The organism is Rhizobium oryzicola, from assembly GCF_030504645.1.
Classification (GTDB): domain Bacteria; phylum Pseudomonadota; class Alphaproteobacteria; order Rhizobiales; family Rhizobiaceae; genus Neorhizobium; species Neorhizobium oryzicola.
Genome location: NZ_JAUKWQ010000006.1, coordinates 22,482 through 36,882, shown reverse-complemented (window position 1 = coordinate 36,882; position 14,401 = coordinate 22,482). Strand labels below are relative to the sequence as shown.

Annotated in this window: 15 protein-coding genes; 7 read left to right on the top strand and 8 right to left on the bottom strand. The window is 59.4% G+C overall.

The window, feature by feature from the left end; genetic code table 11:
- Window positions 1-215: 215 nt before the first annotated feature.
- Both Q2T52_RS18005 and Q2T52_RS18000 read left to right on the top strand, forming a co-directional pair.
- Window positions 216-773 (top strand): GNAT family N-acetyltransferase, encoded by a 558-nt coding sequence (locus tag Q2T52_RS18005; protein ID WP_302078204.1) that lies wholly within the window; start codon window positions 216-218, stop codon window positions 771-773.
- Window positions 774-875: 102 nt separating this feature from the next.
- Entirely contained in the window at window positions 876-1,427 is a 552-nt protein-coding gene (locus tag Q2T52_RS18000) for a DUF4214 domain-containing protein (RefSeq protein ID WP_302078203.1), read from the top strand.
- A 7-nt stretch (window positions 1,428-1,434) separates the two neighbouring features.
- Here the strand turns inward: Q2T52_RS18000 and Q2T52_RS17995 are convergent, their stop codons facing one another.
- The 3 genes from Q2T52_RS17995 to acnA form a co-directional block, all read right to left on the bottom strand.
- Window positions 1,435-1,824, bottom strand: a complete 390-nt coding sequence (locus Q2T52_RS17995) for a DUF2794 domain-containing protein (RefSeq protein WP_302078202.1) — start codon at window positions 1,822-1,824, stop codon at window positions 1,435-1,437.
- 290 nt (window positions 1,825-2,114) lie between these two features.
- Window positions 2,115-2,873 carry a DUF1223 domain-containing protein gene (locus Q2T52_RS17990; protein ID WP_436799552.1) on the bottom strand — a complete coding sequence of 253 codons (759 nt, stop codon included), beginning with the start codon at window positions 2,871-2,873 and terminating at the stop codon, window positions 2,115-2,117.
- Between the two features lie 181 nt (window positions 2,874-3,054).
- Complete coding sequence (acnA, locus tag Q2T52_RS17985; RefSeq protein ID WP_302078201.1) at window positions 3,055-5,751, bottom strand: aconitate hydratase AcnA; 2,697 nt, start codon at window positions 5,749-5,751, stop codon at window positions 3,055-3,057.
- A gap of 266 nt (window positions 5,752-6,017) precedes the next feature.
- Here acnA and ccmA point away from each other — a divergent pair, with 266 nt between their 5' ends.
- The 5 genes from ccmA to Q2T52_RS17960 all read left to right on the top strand — a co-directional run bounded on the left by ccmA (window position 6,018) and on the right by Q2T52_RS17960 (window position 9,286).
- Window positions 6,018-6,662 (top strand): heme ABC exporter ATP-binding protein CcmA, encoded by a 645-nt coding sequence (ccmA, locus tag Q2T52_RS17980; protein ID WP_302078200.1) that lies wholly within the window; start codon window positions 6,018-6,020, stop codon window positions 6,660-6,662.
- Between the two features lie 358 nt (window positions 6,663-7,020).
- Window positions 7,021-7,680, top strand: coding sequence for a heme exporter protein CcmB (gene ccmB / locus Q2T52_RS17975; RefSeq protein ID WP_302078199.1), 660 nt, complete (start codon window positions 7,021-7,023; stop codon window positions 7,678-7,680).
- A gap of 44 nt (window positions 7,681-7,724) precedes the next feature.
- The gene (locus Q2T52_RS17970; RefSeq protein ID WP_302078198.1) at window positions 7,725-8,483 is read left to right on the top strand and encodes a heme ABC transporter permease; all 759 of its coding nucleotides are present in this window, start codon (window positions 7,725-7,727) and stop codon (window positions 8,481-8,483) included.
- A gap of 10 nt (window positions 8,484-8,493) precedes the next feature.
- Window positions 8,494-8,691 carry a heme exporter protein CcmD gene (ccmD, locus tag Q2T52_RS17965; protein WP_302078370.1) on the top strand — a complete coding sequence of 66 codons (198 nt, stop codon included), beginning with the start codon at window positions 8,494-8,496 and terminating at the stop codon, window positions 8,689-8,691.
- Complete coding sequence (locus Q2T52_RS17960) at window positions 8,684-9,286, top strand: DsbE family thiol:disulfide interchange protein (protein WP_302078197.1); 603 nt, start codon at window positions 8,684-8,686, stop codon at window positions 9,284-9,286. The genes ccmD and Q2T52_RS17960 overlap by 8 nt, the downstream gene beginning before the upstream one ends.
- Window positions 9,287-9,293: 7 nt before the next feature.
- Here Q2T52_RS17960 and Q2T52_RS17955 read toward each other — a convergent pair whose 3' ends face one another.
- Genes Q2T52_RS17955 through dapF form a run of 5 tightly spaced genes read right to left on the bottom strand, consistent with a single transcriptional unit; the run spans window position 9,294 to window position 14,334 of the window.
- A complete protein-coding gene (locus tag Q2T52_RS17955; protein WP_302078369.1) occupies window positions 9,294-9,866 on the bottom strand; it encodes a DUF2585 domain-containing protein in 573 nt (190 codons plus the stop codon).
- A gap of 11 nt (window positions 9,867-9,877) precedes the next feature.
- Window positions 9,878-10,525: a septation protein A gene (locus Q2T52_RS17950; RefSeq protein ID WP_302078196.1), complete on the bottom strand. Its 648-nt coding sequence runs from the start codon at window positions 10,523-10,525 to the stop codon at window positions 9,878-9,880.
- 56 nt (window positions 10,526-10,581) lie between these two features.
- Window positions 10,582-12,141, bottom strand: a complete 1,560-nt coding sequence (gene ftsY, locus Q2T52_RS17945; protein ID WP_302078195.1) for a signal recognition particle-docking protein FtsY — start codon at window positions 12,139-12,141, stop codon at window positions 10,582-10,584.
- A 16-nt stretch (window positions 12,142-12,157) separates the two neighbouring features.
- Window positions 12,158-13,432 (bottom strand): tRNA (N(6)-L-threonylcarbamoyladenosine(37)-C(2))-methylthiotransferase MtaB, encoded by a 1,275-nt coding sequence (gene mtaB / locus Q2T52_RS17940; protein ID WP_302078194.1) that lies wholly within the window; start codon window positions 13,430-13,432, stop codon window positions 12,158-12,160.
- Window positions 13,429-14,334 (bottom strand): diaminopimelate epimerase, encoded by a 906-nt coding sequence (dapF, locus tag Q2T52_RS17935; protein WP_302078193.1) that lies wholly within the window; start codon window positions 14,332-14,334, stop codon window positions 13,429-13,431. Before dapF ends, mtaB begins: the two co-directional genes overlap by 4 nt.
- Window positions 14,335-14,401: the final 67 nt, after the last annotated feature.

Here is a 14,401-nt window from a genome sequence, read left to right as displayed (position 1 = left end):
GCGTGAAGTGGCGGGACTTGGGCCGCGCAAACCATCGTCATCATTGCCGTTATCCGCAAAGTCATCATCATACTGAACGCCAGTCTGGGAGAGCTCTCACAGCGCTCGTTGAACCTTCATGGTGTTGCTTTTTTCCGTGCCTCGTTGCAGGTCCTGCTTGTAGGGTGAGAGCCCTAGGCCTATGCGTGAGACATAGAATTTGCGGGCCAGCCTTCATGACCATTCACCTTCGCAACGCTTCCCTCTCAGACATTCCCAACATTACAACCATTTACAGGGATAGCGTGCTGAACGGCACCGCGAGCTATGAGCTGACGCCACCGGACGAAGCGGAAATGACTGATCGTTTCACAGGTATCATCAACAAGGGCTACCCCTATATCGTGGCGGAAAGCGAGAACGGGCAGATGTTGGGCTATGCCTATGCCTCCGCCTTCAGGACGCGCCCGGCCTATCGCTGGCTGGTGGAGGACTCGATCTATCTGGCGCCCTCAGCACAAGGCCGCGGTATCGGCAAGCTGCTTCTGAGGGAACTGGTGGAGCGCTGCACGGCTCTTGGTTTTCGTCAGATGGTGGCTGTCATCGGTGGCGCAAGCCCCGCATCGGCAGGTCTCCACTCGGCCCTCGGTTTCCGCATGGTTGGCACCATGACCGGCACCGGCTTCAAGCATGGGCAATGGCTGGACACCATCTTCATGCAGCGGGAACTGGGCGAGGGTAACAACACGGACCCGGATACTGGGACCTATCCGGGTTCCCTGCTTCCCGCGTAAGATTTTCACACTGAATTCAATCTGGGGATACGGAGGCGAATTCTCTTCAATCAGGAGAGAGGTCGGATAGTATTGTACTCCTTGCTGGGGAGAACACTCGCCGTGAACATATCGACGCTGTTTGTCGCATTACTAGGCAGACCTGCCGACCCCACCGGATCGCAATGGTTTCGCACCTTGACCAAAGATGGCACGGATCTTTCTGGTCTTCCCGATCTCTCGCAAACCTATGAGTTCAAGGCGCGATATGCCGGCCTGTCGAACACCGACATCGTGAAGACTCTTTACCAGAGCCTATTCAACCGAAATCCTGATGAAAGCGGCCAATCTTACTGGGTTCAAAAACTGGCTTCGGGGGCAACCGTTTCGCAAGTTGCTCTGGCAATGGCAGCATCTGCATCAGACCAGGACAAGTTATCGCTGGATGCTAAGTCTTCAACCGCACAGAAGTTCACAGCGGAATTGGACACCCCGCCAGAGATCTTAGGCTACTCCGGATCCTGGGCAACCAGATACGGAGCCAACTTCCTCAACAAGGTGGATGCGACCCACGTACCTACCGAAATGGAAATCAAGATTGCTGTACAAACACTGACGACGGAGGGCATCCAGTTCACCGGAATCAGTTCCGCAAGCGTGGATCCTCACTGGTAACGACTGCCTATTCAACCAGCTTTAGCACCTTGTCAAACACCTTCAGCACCTGCTTCAGCTCGTGGCCGCGCTTCAGCACCATGCCATGCGTATTCACAACGCTGTAGGCGCCCTGCTTAGAAGCAAGTTTCGGATTTTTCTCGATCCGGTAGAGCGGCATCTCACCCGATCGTTTGAAGACGGAAAACACCGCCTTGTCCTTGAGATGATCGATGGCGTAGTCCTTCCATTCGCCTTCGCCCACCATGCGACCATAGATCCAGAGGATCTGGTCCAACTCGCGGCGATGAAAGGTGACCGGAAGCGGGTCCTTGTTTTGCCGATACTGACTGAGATCGACAACGACGTCTGCATCCTGCGAAGCTTGACGGCCCTGAAAATCAGGCTGATCGGTCATGCCATCTCCTAAAGCCATTTATCAGATTCATGACAATGTGCCTCAGATGGCACAAAAAGCAACCGGGTCGTCACAGTTCACTTAAGTCGACGCGGGTTGAACAAGAGCCAAACGATGTACCGCTCTTTTCGTTCATGCCTAATTTCGAACAAAAGACTGCCGGATTCGGGATGCATAAAGCATCACCGGTTGGCGCCCTTGCGCCAGATAGGTCCGGCCTCCAGCGTTGACCTTACCCCCAGCCCCCAGCGCTTCAGGCCGGACCGCCGGTACATCCAGAAAAGAAATCCTCAAGGCGCGCGCTTGCGCCCAGCCATGACCATGGCAGCACCGAGGATAGCGGCCGGCTCACCGTTGGCGCTGGACGACTGAAGCAGGATAGCGCAACCGTCCTTCTTGGATTTGCCCATGGTCTTGGCGGGCAAGGTCACCTTCATGGCCTGACCATCCCACATGCCCACAGTCTGCACGTCATACACGCTGTGCCAGTATTCCATCTGCCGGCCACCATTTTCGCCGCGCAGAACATTGACCTGATCCTTGCGGGTGAAATAGGCGACCACGACATCGGCGCGTCCCTGGCCTTGCCCGATCTCGATCTCCATTTCGTCGCCCTTCATCTGGGCCTGCACGGGAACGGTCAGCCCCTGCCCCTTGTCTCGCAGCGTGTCGATCTTGGTATTGATCGCCCCCAGATCGGTCCCCTTCACATGGTCGCGGCCGTTGATTACGGCTTGAGGCGTATAGACGCTGCTGCGGCCAAAAGAATGAGCATAGCCATACTGGCGTTCGGTATTTTCCTTGGAACTCATCGTGTCGGTCCAACCGACATAGTTCCAGTAATCCACGTGGTAGGAGAGAGCGATGACATCGCCCTGTTCGACCAACTTCTTCAGATTGGCATCGGCGGGCGGGCAGGATGCGCAGCCCTGAGACGTAAAGAGTTCAACGACACCCTTTGGCGCCACACTGCCGTCCTCTCCTGCAGACGCGGTTGCGCTGAACAGGCAGGCGGCCATCAGGGCAACGGTACGCAGATCAACCAGCATGAACGGGGGCCCCTTCAGGATCGTCTCAAATCTTTCGGCAAAAGCATCAAGTGCTGAGCGGAAACTATAGATGAGCGCCATCAAGCGGAAGTCACAAGGGGGTGACATTTCACTCTTCAAAACCGTGGCGCGCAAAAAAGCCGCCGAACATGCGTCCGGCGGCCTTTCGAAGCATTAAAATTTACGCAGCGAGATCGCGCAGAACCGTCTGCAGGATGCCGCCATTGTTGACGTAAGTGACTTCGTCCAGCGTATCGATGCGGCAGAGGATCTTGATTTCCTTCACCGTACCGTCGGCATAGGTGATCTTCGCAGTCTTCCACTCGCGCGGCTTGATCTCGCCGTTGAGGCCCTCGATGGTGACGGTCTCATCGCCCTTGAGATCCAGGCTCTGCCAGTTCGTACCTTCTTCGAAGACGAAGGGGATGACGCCCATGCCGACCAGGTTCGAGCGGTGAATACGCTCGAAGGACTGGGCGATCACGGCGCGAACGCCGAGCAGGTTGGTGCCCTTGGCAGCCCAGTCACGCGAGGAACCGTTGCCGTATTCAACGCCTGCGAAGATGACCAGCGGCGTACCTTCAGCCTTGTACTTCATGGCCGCGTCGTAGATCGACATCTCTTCCTTGGACGGATAGTGGACGGTGTAGCCGCCTTCCTTGCCGTTCGGGCCAAGCATGAAGTTGCGAATGCGGATGTTGGCGAAAGTGCCGCGCATCATGACTTCATGGTTACCGCGACGCGTGCCGTACTGATTGAAGTCAGCAACGGACACTCCGTTATCGATCAGGTAAGCACCCGCCGGAGACTGCGCCTTGATCGAACCGGCCGGAGAAATATGGTCGGTGGTGATCTTGTCGCCGAACAGGCCGAGAACGCGGGCATTGACGATGTTCTCGGTACCGACGCCAGCCTTCTTCGGCATGCCGACGAAGTAAGGCGGGTTCTGCACATAGGTCGACTTGTCGTCCCAGGCATAGGTCTGCCCTTCCGGAACCTGCACGGCCTGCCAGTTTGCATCGCCCTTGAAGACGTCGGCATACTTGGTTTCGAAAAGTTCGCGGGTCACATACTTCTGGATGAACTCCTGCACTTCTGCGGAAGTCGGCCAGATGTCCTTCAGGTAAACAGGGTTACCGTCACGGTCTTCGCCCAGCGGCTCGCTCGTCAGGTCCTTCTGAACCGTGCCGGCGAGAGCGTAGGCCACAACCAGCGGCGGAGAAGCCAGGTAGTTCGCCTGAACGTCCGGCGAGATACGGCCTTCGAAGTTGCGGTTACCGGAGAGAACGCCGGCAGCAATGATGCCCTTGTCATTGATCGTCTTGGAGATCGGCGCGGGCAGCGGACCGGAGTTGCCGATGCAGGTGGTGCAGCCGAAACCGACAAGGTTGAAGCCGAGGGCATCGAGCTCCTTCTGGAGACCGGACTTTTCCAAATATTCGCCGACGACCTGGGATCCGGGTGCCAGCGAGGTCTTGACCCACGGCTTGGACTTCAGACCCTTGGCAACGGCGTTGCGGGCGAGAAGACCGGCAGCAATCAGAACGCTCGGGTTCGACGTGTTGGTGCAGGAGGTGATGGCAGCAATCGCCACGTCGCCATGGCCGAGGTCGAAATCCGTGCCTTCGACAGCCCAGCGCTGAGACAGCTGGCCCGGCTTCTTGTAATCGCCTTCGAGGGCGGTCGCGAAGTTCGGGGCAATGGTTTCGAGCGGCAGACGGCCTTCCGGACGCTTCGGGCCAGCCATGGACGGCACGACGTCGCCGAGATCAAGTTCCAGCGTATCGGTGAAGACGAGGTCGGAACCGTCGCCTTCGCGCCACATGCCCTGAGCCTTGGAATAGGCTTCAACGAGGGCAATACGATCTTTGGTGCGGCCGGACATGTCGAGATAGCCGACGGTGGCCGAATCGACCGGGAAGAAACCACAGGTTGCGCCGTATTCCGGACCCATGTTACCGATCGTTGCGCGGTCGGCAACCGGCAGCGTGTCGAGACCCGTGCCGTAGAATTCGACGAACTTGGAGACAACGCCCTTCTTGCGCAGCATCTGCACGACAGTCAGAACGAGGTCGGTTGCGGTGACGCCTTCCTTCAGCGTGCCGGTCAGCTTGAAGCCGACGACCTCAGGCAGAAGCATGGAAACCGGCTGGCCGAGCATGGCCGCTTCAGCTTCGATACCGCCAACGCCCCAGCCCAGAACGCCGAGACCGTTGATCATCGTCGTGTGGGAGTCGGTGCCGACGCAGGTGTCGGGATAGGCGATCGTTTCGCCGTCTTCGTCCTTCGTCCAGACAGTCTGGCCGAGATATTCGAAGTTCACCTGGTGACAGATGCCCGTACCCGGAGGAACGACGCGGAAGTTCTTAAACGCCTGCTGGCCCCACTTCAGGAAGCGGTAACGCTCGCCATTGCGCTGGTATTCGAGTTCGACGTTGCGGGCAAAGGCGTTCGGGTTGCCAAATTCGTCGACGATGACCGAGTGGTCGATGACGAGGTCGACAGGAACGAGCGGGTTGATCTTTTCCGGATCGCCACCGAGCGACTTGATGCCATCACGCATGGCAGCCAGGTCAACGACAGCCGGAACGCCGGTGAAGTCCTGCATCAGGACGCGGGCCGGGCGATAGGCGATTTCGTTCTCGACCTTGCCCTTGTTGTTCAGCCATTCGGCAACCTGGAGGATCTGCTCCTTGGTGACGGACTTGCCGTCTTCGAAGCGCAGCAGGTTTTCCAGAAGAACCTTCATGGAGAAGGGAAGCTTGGACACGCCGGGAAGGCCATTGGCCTCCGCCTTCGGCAGGCTGTAATAAACGTAGTCCTTGCCGTTGACGGTCAGAACAGACCGGCAATTGAAGCTATCGAGAGATTTGGTCACGGAAAACAACCCCGCTGATATCAAGAGCCAACACGCGCGTGCGGACGCCTATGCACTTATGCACATCAGGATGCGGGTACGACCATTTCCGCTGTCCGCACGAGAAGAGAAATCTTCAGGTCCGGCGCAAAGTGAAAATCACGCCGGCCGCTGGCGTGGTTGCGAAGCTTATAGATAATTTCTAAGAACTGTTCCAGACCGTGACAGGGGGGTTCGGCAGAATTTTTTCGCCCGATCACGCAAATGGCAAACCAAAGGCTAACCGCATGCGGCTGACTGCCGAAAACCTCTCAGCCCATCGCGGCGAAGATTTGATATTCTCTAACATTTCCTTCGACTTGCAGGGTGGCGAGGCCCTCGTTCTGACGGGTCGCAACGGTTCGGGCAAATCCACCCTGCTGCGGGTTCTGGCGGGGCTTCTGAAACCGCCTTCCGGATCAGTTCACCTTTCGTACAAGGACGGTCGCCAGGCGCCCAATCTCGCGGAAGAGGCGCATTATCTGGGACACCGCAACGCAATGAAGCCGGAACTGACGGTGCGCGAAAATCTCGCCTTCTGGAAAAGCTTTTTCGGAGACCGGGAGGGCGGAGCGGGTTTCAGTATTGGTGATGCCGCCGCCATGGTGGAGCTTGAGCAGGTTCTTCATCTTCCCTTCGCCTATCTCTCCGCCGGTCAGCAGCGCCGCATGGCTTTTGCCAAGCTGCTGGTCGCCTATCGACCCGTCTGGATCCTCGACGAACCAACGGCGGCCTTGGATGTGAAGGCAGAGGCGCTGCTTGCCTCGCTGATGCGGGATCATCAGAGTCAGGGCGGAATGCTGCTCGCCGCCACACACCAGCCTCTGGAACTCCTTAATGTGAAACCGCTGGAAATGAAGGGTTTCGAGTTTACGGCGGAGGAGTGGGAATGACATTGAAAATGTCGCTTGTTCCAAGCCCCCGGCTTTGTCCTGCCGGGGATTCACGGTATTTGAAGTCAGGATCATTGGACAAAACGCCCCCTCTGGCCTGCCGGCCATCTCCCCCACAAGGGGGGAGAAAACTTGCCGCACTCTCCCGCCAGGACACCGCCGGCAGGAGGGACTGGGTTGCCACTCCCAACTCTCTCCCAACAAGAGGGAGGGGCTTAGCGTGCCACATCCTCAGCACCTCAATTTCAACGAGAGGGTGCAGCGAGTCCTCTCCCCCCTTGTGGGGGAGATGGCCAGCAGGCCAGAGGGGGGCTTTCTATCAAGAAAACATGCCTATTGTTTTGGAAGGGGAGCACCCATGACCGCCCTCCTGCTTCGCGATCTGAAACTGTCCGTGCGTGCCGGCGGTGGGGCGCTGATCGGCATCCTGTTTTTCCTCACGGTTGTCGCCGTCATTCCCTTCGGCGTCGGGCCGGATCTCAATCTGCTGTCGCGCATCGGTCCGGCGATCATCTGGATTGGCGCATTGCTGGCAGCACTGCTCGGCCTCGACCGGCTGTTCCAGGCGGATCGCGACGACGGTTCGCTCGATCTTCTGCTCATGCAGGAGCATCCGCTGGTGCTAACGGTGCTGATCAAATGCTTGGCACACTGGCTGGCGAACGTGCTGCCGCTTGTCATCGCCTCGCCACTGCTCGGCCTGTTCATGAACATGAATGAGGTGTCGATCGGCGCCGTGATGCTCACCCTGTTGGTCGGCTCGCCGGCACTTGCCTTCATCGGCGCCGTTGGTGCTGCCGTCGCCGTCAGCCTGCCGCGCGGCGGGCTGCTCGTCTCCATTCTCGTGCTGCCGCTCACCATCCCCGTGCTGATCTTCGGCGTCAGCGCATCCTACGCCGCCGTGCAGGAACCGGCACCCTTCCTGCCGCCTTTCCTAATCCTCACCGCCATCACGATGTTTTTTGCCGTCATCGGTCCTCTGGGCGCTGCGCTGGCGTTGCGCAACGGCGGGGATTGACTAGAATCAAGTCGGAGAAGGGCATATCGCTCTAGAAGGACCGCATGACCGAAAGCCTTGCCATCACGAAATTCAGCGATCTGGCCAATCCGACGCGATTCCTGTCGCTCGCCTCCCGGCTTCTGCCGTGGATGGGCGGTGCGACGGCAATATTCTTCGTCGTGGGGCTTTATCTCGCCTTTGCATCCGAGGGCGATTACCAGCAGGGTGAGACGGTGCGGATCATGTACATCCACGTGCCTGCCGCCTGGCTGTCCATGATGTGTTATTCCGTCATGGCGCTTTCGGCGATCGGCACGCTGGTCTGGCGCCATCCGCTGGCGGACGTTTCCCACAAGGCTGCCGCCCCGCTGGGCGCTGCCTTCACGCTGATCGCACTGATCACCGGCTCTCTCTGGGGCAAGCCGATGTGGGGCACGTGGTGGGTGTGGGACGCGCGGCTGACCTCGGTGTTCATCCTGTTCCTGATGTATCTCGGCATCATCGCGCTCAACCGCGCCATGGATGATCCATCCAAGGCAGCGCGGGTCTCCGCGGTGCTGATCCTGATCGGCTTCGTCAACATCCCAATTATCAAGTTCTCGGTCGACTGGTGGAATACGCTGCACCAGCCGGCCAGTGTCATCCGCATGGGCGGCCCCACCATCGACGGCGAATTCCTACGCCCGCTGCTGGTGATGGCAATTGCCTATACGCTGCTGTTCTTCACCCTGCATGTCATGGCCATCCGCAGTGAGATCTGGCGTCGCCGCATCGCGACGCAGCGCCGCGTGGCCGCCCGCATGGCAAGCCGCGAAAGCTGAGATGAGCCTGATGAGCCACGCCTTCTACGTCTACTCCTCCTATCTCGTGGCGCTTGCGATCACCGCCATCGCCATTCTGTGGACCTGGGCCGATGGCCGCGCGCGCCAAAGGGAATTGGCGGAACTGGAAGCAGCGGGCGTCCGCCGTCGTTCCGCCGCTCCGCGGACCTCGCCCGTCGAGAACCCCAAGGAAGCCGCCAGTGAGTGAAAACACCCAGGAAGCCGGTTCCCCGCGCAGCCGCTCGCGCTATGCGCTGGCGCTCATCCCGCTTGTCATGTTCGGTCTGTTCGCGGCGATCGCGGGCAAGATGCTCTATGATCAGGATGTGAACGGGCGCGACGTTTCCGCCATTCCCTCGGCACTTCTGGGCAAGAAGGCACCGTCGCTTTCGCTGCCCCCCTTGGAAGGCTCGCAGACGCCTGCGCTGAACGACACCGCCATCAAAGGCAAGCTGACCCTCGTCAACGTGTTTGCCTCCTGGTGCGTGCCCTGCCGACAAGAACACCCGATACTGAAGGAACTGGCGAAGGATAGCCGGATCACCATGGTCGGCATCAACTACAAGGACCGCAACGACAACGCGCTGCGCTTCCTTGGCGAGCTCGGCAACCCTTACAAAGCGATCGGCGTTGACCCGAACGGCAAGGCCGCGATTGACTGGGGCGTTTACGGCATTCCGGAAAGCTACCTCGTCGCCCTGGACGGCACCATTCTCTACAAACGGGTTGGCCCGTTCGACGAGCGAAGCGTGACCCAGGACCTGTTGCCGGCGATTGAAAAGGCGCTGAAGCCCAAGGCTTGAAACGCTCCTATAGCGCTGCCTGCCATGCCTTGATGGCATCGACCGGATAAACAAGCATCAGCACGTTGAGGGTCAGGTTGTCGCGGATCAGCCAACCCGTGAAGATCTCGAAAAAGATCGCCACGACAAGAGTCACCCAAAGCGGCATCCGGGCGGCAAACAAAAAGCCAAGTGCCATGAAGACCGTGTCCATGGCGGAGTTCAGAATGCTATCACCCTCGTAGCCGATGGCCATCGTCGCGGAACGATAGCGGTCAATGATGATCGGCGAGTTTTCCAGCAGTTCCCAGGCGGCTTCGATGAGAGTTGCGAGCGTCAGCCGCTTGGCGAGCGGCGCCTTGCGCAGCACCAGCCAGCCGAGCCCATAGAACAGAAAGCCGTGGATGATGTGGGACGGCGTATACCAATCCGCCAGATGCTGGGAATTGCCTGGCGTGTTCACCCCAGGCTCAAACAGCTTCACGGTGCCGCAGGTGCAGATCCACACCCGCCCCATGACATGCTCGGCGATGATCTGCACCAGCAGAATGATCAGAGCAACAGCAAACCAGTAATGACCGGTAGAGCGCGTTTCAGCCATCGCCGCTGGGCTCAATAGCCGTCTCCCGGCTTGCTCTCGATCGTGTGCTTCATGATGAGCGGCATCTGTGCCAGCGTGAACAGGATGGTGATGGGCATGGTGCCCCATACCTTGAAATTGATCCACACGGCGTCGGAAAAATTGCGCCAGACGACTTCGTTCAGGATTGCCAGGAACAGGAAGAAAATGCCCCAGCGCAGCGTCAGCTTCTTCCAGCCCTCGTCAGTCAACTGGAAGGCCGCATTGAAGACATAGCCCAGCAAGGATTTGCCAAACAGCAAGCCAACCAGCAGTGTAACGCCGAACAGCGTGTTCACGATTGTCGGCTTCATCTTGATGAAGGTTTCGTCCTGAAGCCAGATCGACAGGCCGCCGAAGATAAGAACGACAACGCCGGACACGAAGGGCATCACCGGCAGATGCTTGAAGACGACCTTCGAAACGATCAGCGAGAGCACAGTTGCCGCCATGAAGAGGCCAGTGGCGACCAGCAGCGGTCCACCGAGCGCAGACAAGACCGGAAGTTTCTCCACCAGCCATTCGCCGCGCAGATTGGCGAAGAAGAAGACCAGCAGCGGGCCCAGCTCCAACGCAAGCTTCAGCCCAGGATTTGCCTTCTCCTGCTGGGTCGGCGTCGTATCGCTTTCAAAGCTCTGCATGTGCTCGTCTTATCTTTGTTAAGGGGCTTGCATCTGCAAACCCGCCTTCTGTGGCATCAATGCGTCACGCCCGCAATGGCACGGGCAAAATCATCCGCTTCAAAGGGTTCGAGGTCGTCAATGCCCTCGCCGACCCCGATGAAATAGACCGGCAGCTTGTGCTTGGCGGCAATGGCCACCAGAATGCCGCCGCGCGCCGTTCCATCCAGCTTGGTCATGATGAGCCCGCCGACGCCGGCGACATTGCGGAAGATTTCCACCTGGTTCATGGCGTTCTGGCCGGTCGTCGCATCTAGCGTCTGGAGCACCGTGTGCGGCGCATCCGGATCGAGCTTGCCAAGCACGCGCACGATCTTTTCCAGTTCCGCCATCAGCTCCGCCTTGTTCTGCAAGCGACCGGCGGTGTCGATGATCAGTACGTCGCACCTCTTCGCCTTTGCCTGTTCAAAGGCGTCATAGGCAAGACCGGCAGCATCGGCACCGAGCTTGGTGCCGATGAATTCCGAATTGGTCCTGTCCGCCCAGATCTTCAGCTGCTCGATGGCCGCGGCACGGAAGGTGTCGCCTGCCGCCAGCATGACCTTGAGACCTGAGCCGGACAGCTTGGCTGCCAGCTTGCCGATGGTGGTCGTCTTGCCTGTGCCGTTGACGCCAACAACGAGAATGACGTGCGGCTTGTGGGAAAGGTCGAGCTCCAACGGCTTCGCGACCGGCTTCAGCACCTTGGTGATTTCCGAAGCCATGATGCGCGTGACATCCTCACCCGTCACATCCTTGCCGTAACGCTCCGATGACAGCGTATCGGTAATGCGCATGGCGGTTTCGACGCCCAAATCCGCCTGGATCAGCAGGTCCTCCAGTTCCTCCAGCGTGTCTTCGTCCAGCTTACGCTTGGTAAATAGCGCCGTGATCTGGCCAGTCAGTTGCGCGGATGTGCGCGACAGGCCCTGCCGCAGCCGCTGGAACCAGGAGAGCTTTACCGCTGGAACAGCTTCGACCACCGGGGTTTCGGCCTTGCGGGTGGCAAAGCCCTTGGGGAGAGCGGGTTCCGAGACGTTGGAGGGTATGGTGGCATCACCCCCCTCTATCCTGCCGGACATCTCCCCCACAAGGGGGGAGATCAGCTGGGCTTGCTCGCTCAAACTATCAGAACCCAAGGAGCCTAAAGAGACGTTTTCCACGGTTGCGGCGGAAGTTGTGGAATGGCTCGACCTCGGCGAATCAATCTCCCCCCGTGTGGGGGAGATGTCCGGCAGGACAGAGGGGGGTATATCGGAAACCTCAGAGGAAGCTTCAACAGCCTCCTCTTCCTCAGCCTCAGCCTGCAACAGAGACAAGGGAACCAGCCCCAACTCGCCCGGCATGTCCGCCGGCGCAAGCAGCACGGGCTCCTCAGCATCCACCGGATCATCCGCAGGGCCGCCGGCCGTTTCCATCTCGACATCCGAGACCGGATCGACCGGCGAAACGGGAAGATCTTCTTCACGCGAGCGCGGCTCGAGCTCGGTGGAGATCGAGGCCTTGTCGTCGGCCGTCAGGCCTTCCGGTGCCTGCTGCTCCTCCGCCGGCTTGTCCTTGCCGAAAGAGAAGACCTTTTTGATGAACCCCAGCGCCATGAAATGATCCGTTCCGTCACGCGGCTTGAGCAGCGTCGACCTGCATTGTCAGATGTTTGCCGTTATGGCCGGTGATGGTGACCGAAACCATATCGCGCGGCACCAAACCGGGAGCCGCAACAAGCGAAAAGTTTTCCGTATGCCCAAAGCCGGTCATTTCCACGAGAATGGTCTGGCGCGTGCCGACCATGCGATCGAGATGTGCAGCCAACAGCGCCTCACCCGTAACGCGAAGCCTTGCCGCCCGTTCCTTCACCAGCGCCCGGTCGAACTGCGGCATGCGCGCCGCAGGTGTGCCCGGTCGCGGGCTATAGGGGAAGACATGCAGGAAGGAAATGCCGCATTCCTCGGCGTGCCCAACCGCATTGGCGAACATGTCTTCCGTTTCGGTGGGAAAGCCCGCGATCATGTCCGCGCCGAAACTGACGTCGGGCCGAAGGCTGCGCACCTGCTCGACAAAGGCAAGGGCATCCGCGCTGGAATGCCGTCGCTTCATCCGCTTCAGGATCATGTCGTCCCCATGCTGAAGCGACAGATGCAGATGCGGCATAAAGCGCGGCTCGTCGGCCAAAAGGTCGAACAGATGACTGTCCGCCTCGATACTGTCGATGGAAGACAGCCGCAGCCGCTCGATATCAGGCACCTGTTTCAGCAGCATCTTCGCCAAAAGACCGAGCGTCGGCGTGCCTGGGAGGTCGGCGCCATAGCTCGTGGCATCGACCCCCGTCAGCACCACTTCGCGATAACCTTCCGCCACCAGCTTGCGCGCCTGATCGACGACAGCGCCCATCGGCACCGAACGCGAATTGCCGCGACCATAAGGAATGATGCAGAAGGTGCAGCGGTGATCGCAGCCGTTCTGCACCTGAATGAAGGCGCGCACATGTCCGTTGATGTGCTTGACCATTTGCGGCGCGGTCGCCTTCACGCTCATGATGTCGTTGACGCGCAGCTTCTCTTCCGCCGACACGCCGAAATCCGGCAGCGCCCGATAGGAAGCGCTTTTCAGCTTTTCCTCATTGCCGAGCACGGCGTCAACTTCCGGCATGTCACCAAAGGTCGCTGCCTCCGTCTGCGCCGCGCAGCCGGTGACGATGATGCGGGCATGCGGATTTTCCCGGCGGGCGCGGCGGATGGCCTGGCGCGCCTGCCGCACCGCCTCGCCCGTCACGGCGCAGGTGTTGACGAGGATGGCATTGTTCAAGCCAGCCTTTTCCGCCTCAGAACGCATGACTTCGGATTCGTAGGTATTGAGACGGCAGCCGAAGGTAATGACCTCGACGCCACTCACTTCGCCTGCACCTCAGGCTCTTGATCACGCTCGAAGTTGCCGGAAGTGGGATCGAGGCGGCCGGACCATTCCCATTCCGCAGGGCCTGTCATGATGACATGATCATCATCGCGCCATTCGATGGAGAGCTTGCCCCGGCCCGGGCTGGAGGAGACGATGATATCCACCTTGCGTTCCGTGCGGCCCGTGCGCGCGCCCGACACGCCGGCGGAACAGGCAGCGGAACCACAGGCGAGCGTCAGGCCAGCACCACGCTCCCAGGTGCGCGTCACCATTTCCGTTGGTGAGATCACCTGCGCAAGCGTGATATTTGCCCGCTCCGGAAACATCGGATGGTTTTCGAGCAGCGGTCCGAAACGCTCCAGCTCAAAGGACATGGGGTCACGGTCCACCCAGAAGATGGCGTGCGGATTGCCCATGGACATGACGGAGGGCGAATGCAGAACGGGATTATCGATCGGGCCGATCTGCAGCTCGATGCGGCTGGTATCGTAGAATTCTTCCGAGAGCGGAATCTTGTCCCACTGGAAAACCGGCTTGCCCATGTCGACGGAGATCGTGCCGTCCTGATGCTCTTCTGCATTGAGGACACCGGCCAGCGTCTGGAAGGTGAAGGCCTTGCGACCGGTTTCCGCTGAAAGCGCCTGCACCACGCAGCGCGTACCATTGCCGCAGGCTTGTGCGCGCGTGCCATCGCAGTTGACGATATCGATGTAGGCGTCCGTGCCCGACAGCTTCGGATCATGGATCGCCATGATCTGGTCGAAGTTGGTCAGCGGATCAGCGGCCAGCGCAATGGCCGCTTCCGGTGTGACACGGTCAGAACGGCCGCGCATGTCGACAACAAGGATCTTGTTGCCAAGCCCGTTCATCTTCGCGAATTCGACCGTTGCGTCCGTCATCTTGGCCTCAATTGCTTCTTTTGCAGCGTATATGGCCGAAAAGCCTGCCGATTACCAGTATGACAAG

Coding starts and splice junctions, on each gene's coding strand:
- dapF (WP_302078193.1), bottom strand. CDS start 14,334: ATGACGGACGCAACGGTCGAATTCGCGAAGATGAACGGGCTTGGCAAC.
- Q2T52_RS17955 (WP_302078369.1), bottom strand. CDS start 9,866: ATGGCTGAAACGCGCTCTACCGGTCATTACTGGTTTGCTGTTGCTCTG.
- Q2T52_RS17990 (WP_436799552.1), bottom strand. CDS start 2,873: ATGCTGGTTGATCTGCGTACCGTTGCCCTGATGGCCGCCTGCCTGTTC.
- ccmD (WP_302078370.1), top strand. CDS start 8,494: ATGAGCCACGCCTTCTACGTCTACTCCTCCTATCTCGTGGCGCTTGCG.
- ccmA (WP_302078200.1), top strand. CDS start 6,018: ATGCGGCTGACTGCCGAAAACCTCTCAGCCCATCGCGGCGAAGATTTG.
- Q2T52_RS18005 (WP_302078204.1), top strand. CDS start 216: ATGACCATTCACCTTCGCAACGCTTCCCTCTCAGACATTCCCAACATT.
- Q2T52_RS17995 (WP_302078202.1), bottom strand. CDS start 1,824: ATGACCGATCAGCCTGATTTTCAGGGCCGTCAAGCTTCGCAGGATGCA.
- Q2T52_RS17970 (WP_302078198.1), top strand. CDS start 7,725: ATGACCGAAAGCCTTGCCATCACGAAATTCAGCGATCTGGCCAATCCG.
- Q2T52_RS17950 (WP_302078196.1), bottom strand. CDS start 10,525: ATGCAGAGCTTTGAAAGCGATACGACGCCGACCCAGCAGGAGAAGGCA.
- ftsY (WP_302078195.1), bottom strand. CDS start 12,141: ATGGCGCTGGGGTTCATCAAAAAGGTCTTCTCTTTCGGCAAGGACAAG.
- ccmB (WP_302078199.1), top strand. CDS start 7,021: ATGACCGCCCTCCTGCTTCGCGATCTGAAACTGTCCGTGCGTGCCGGC.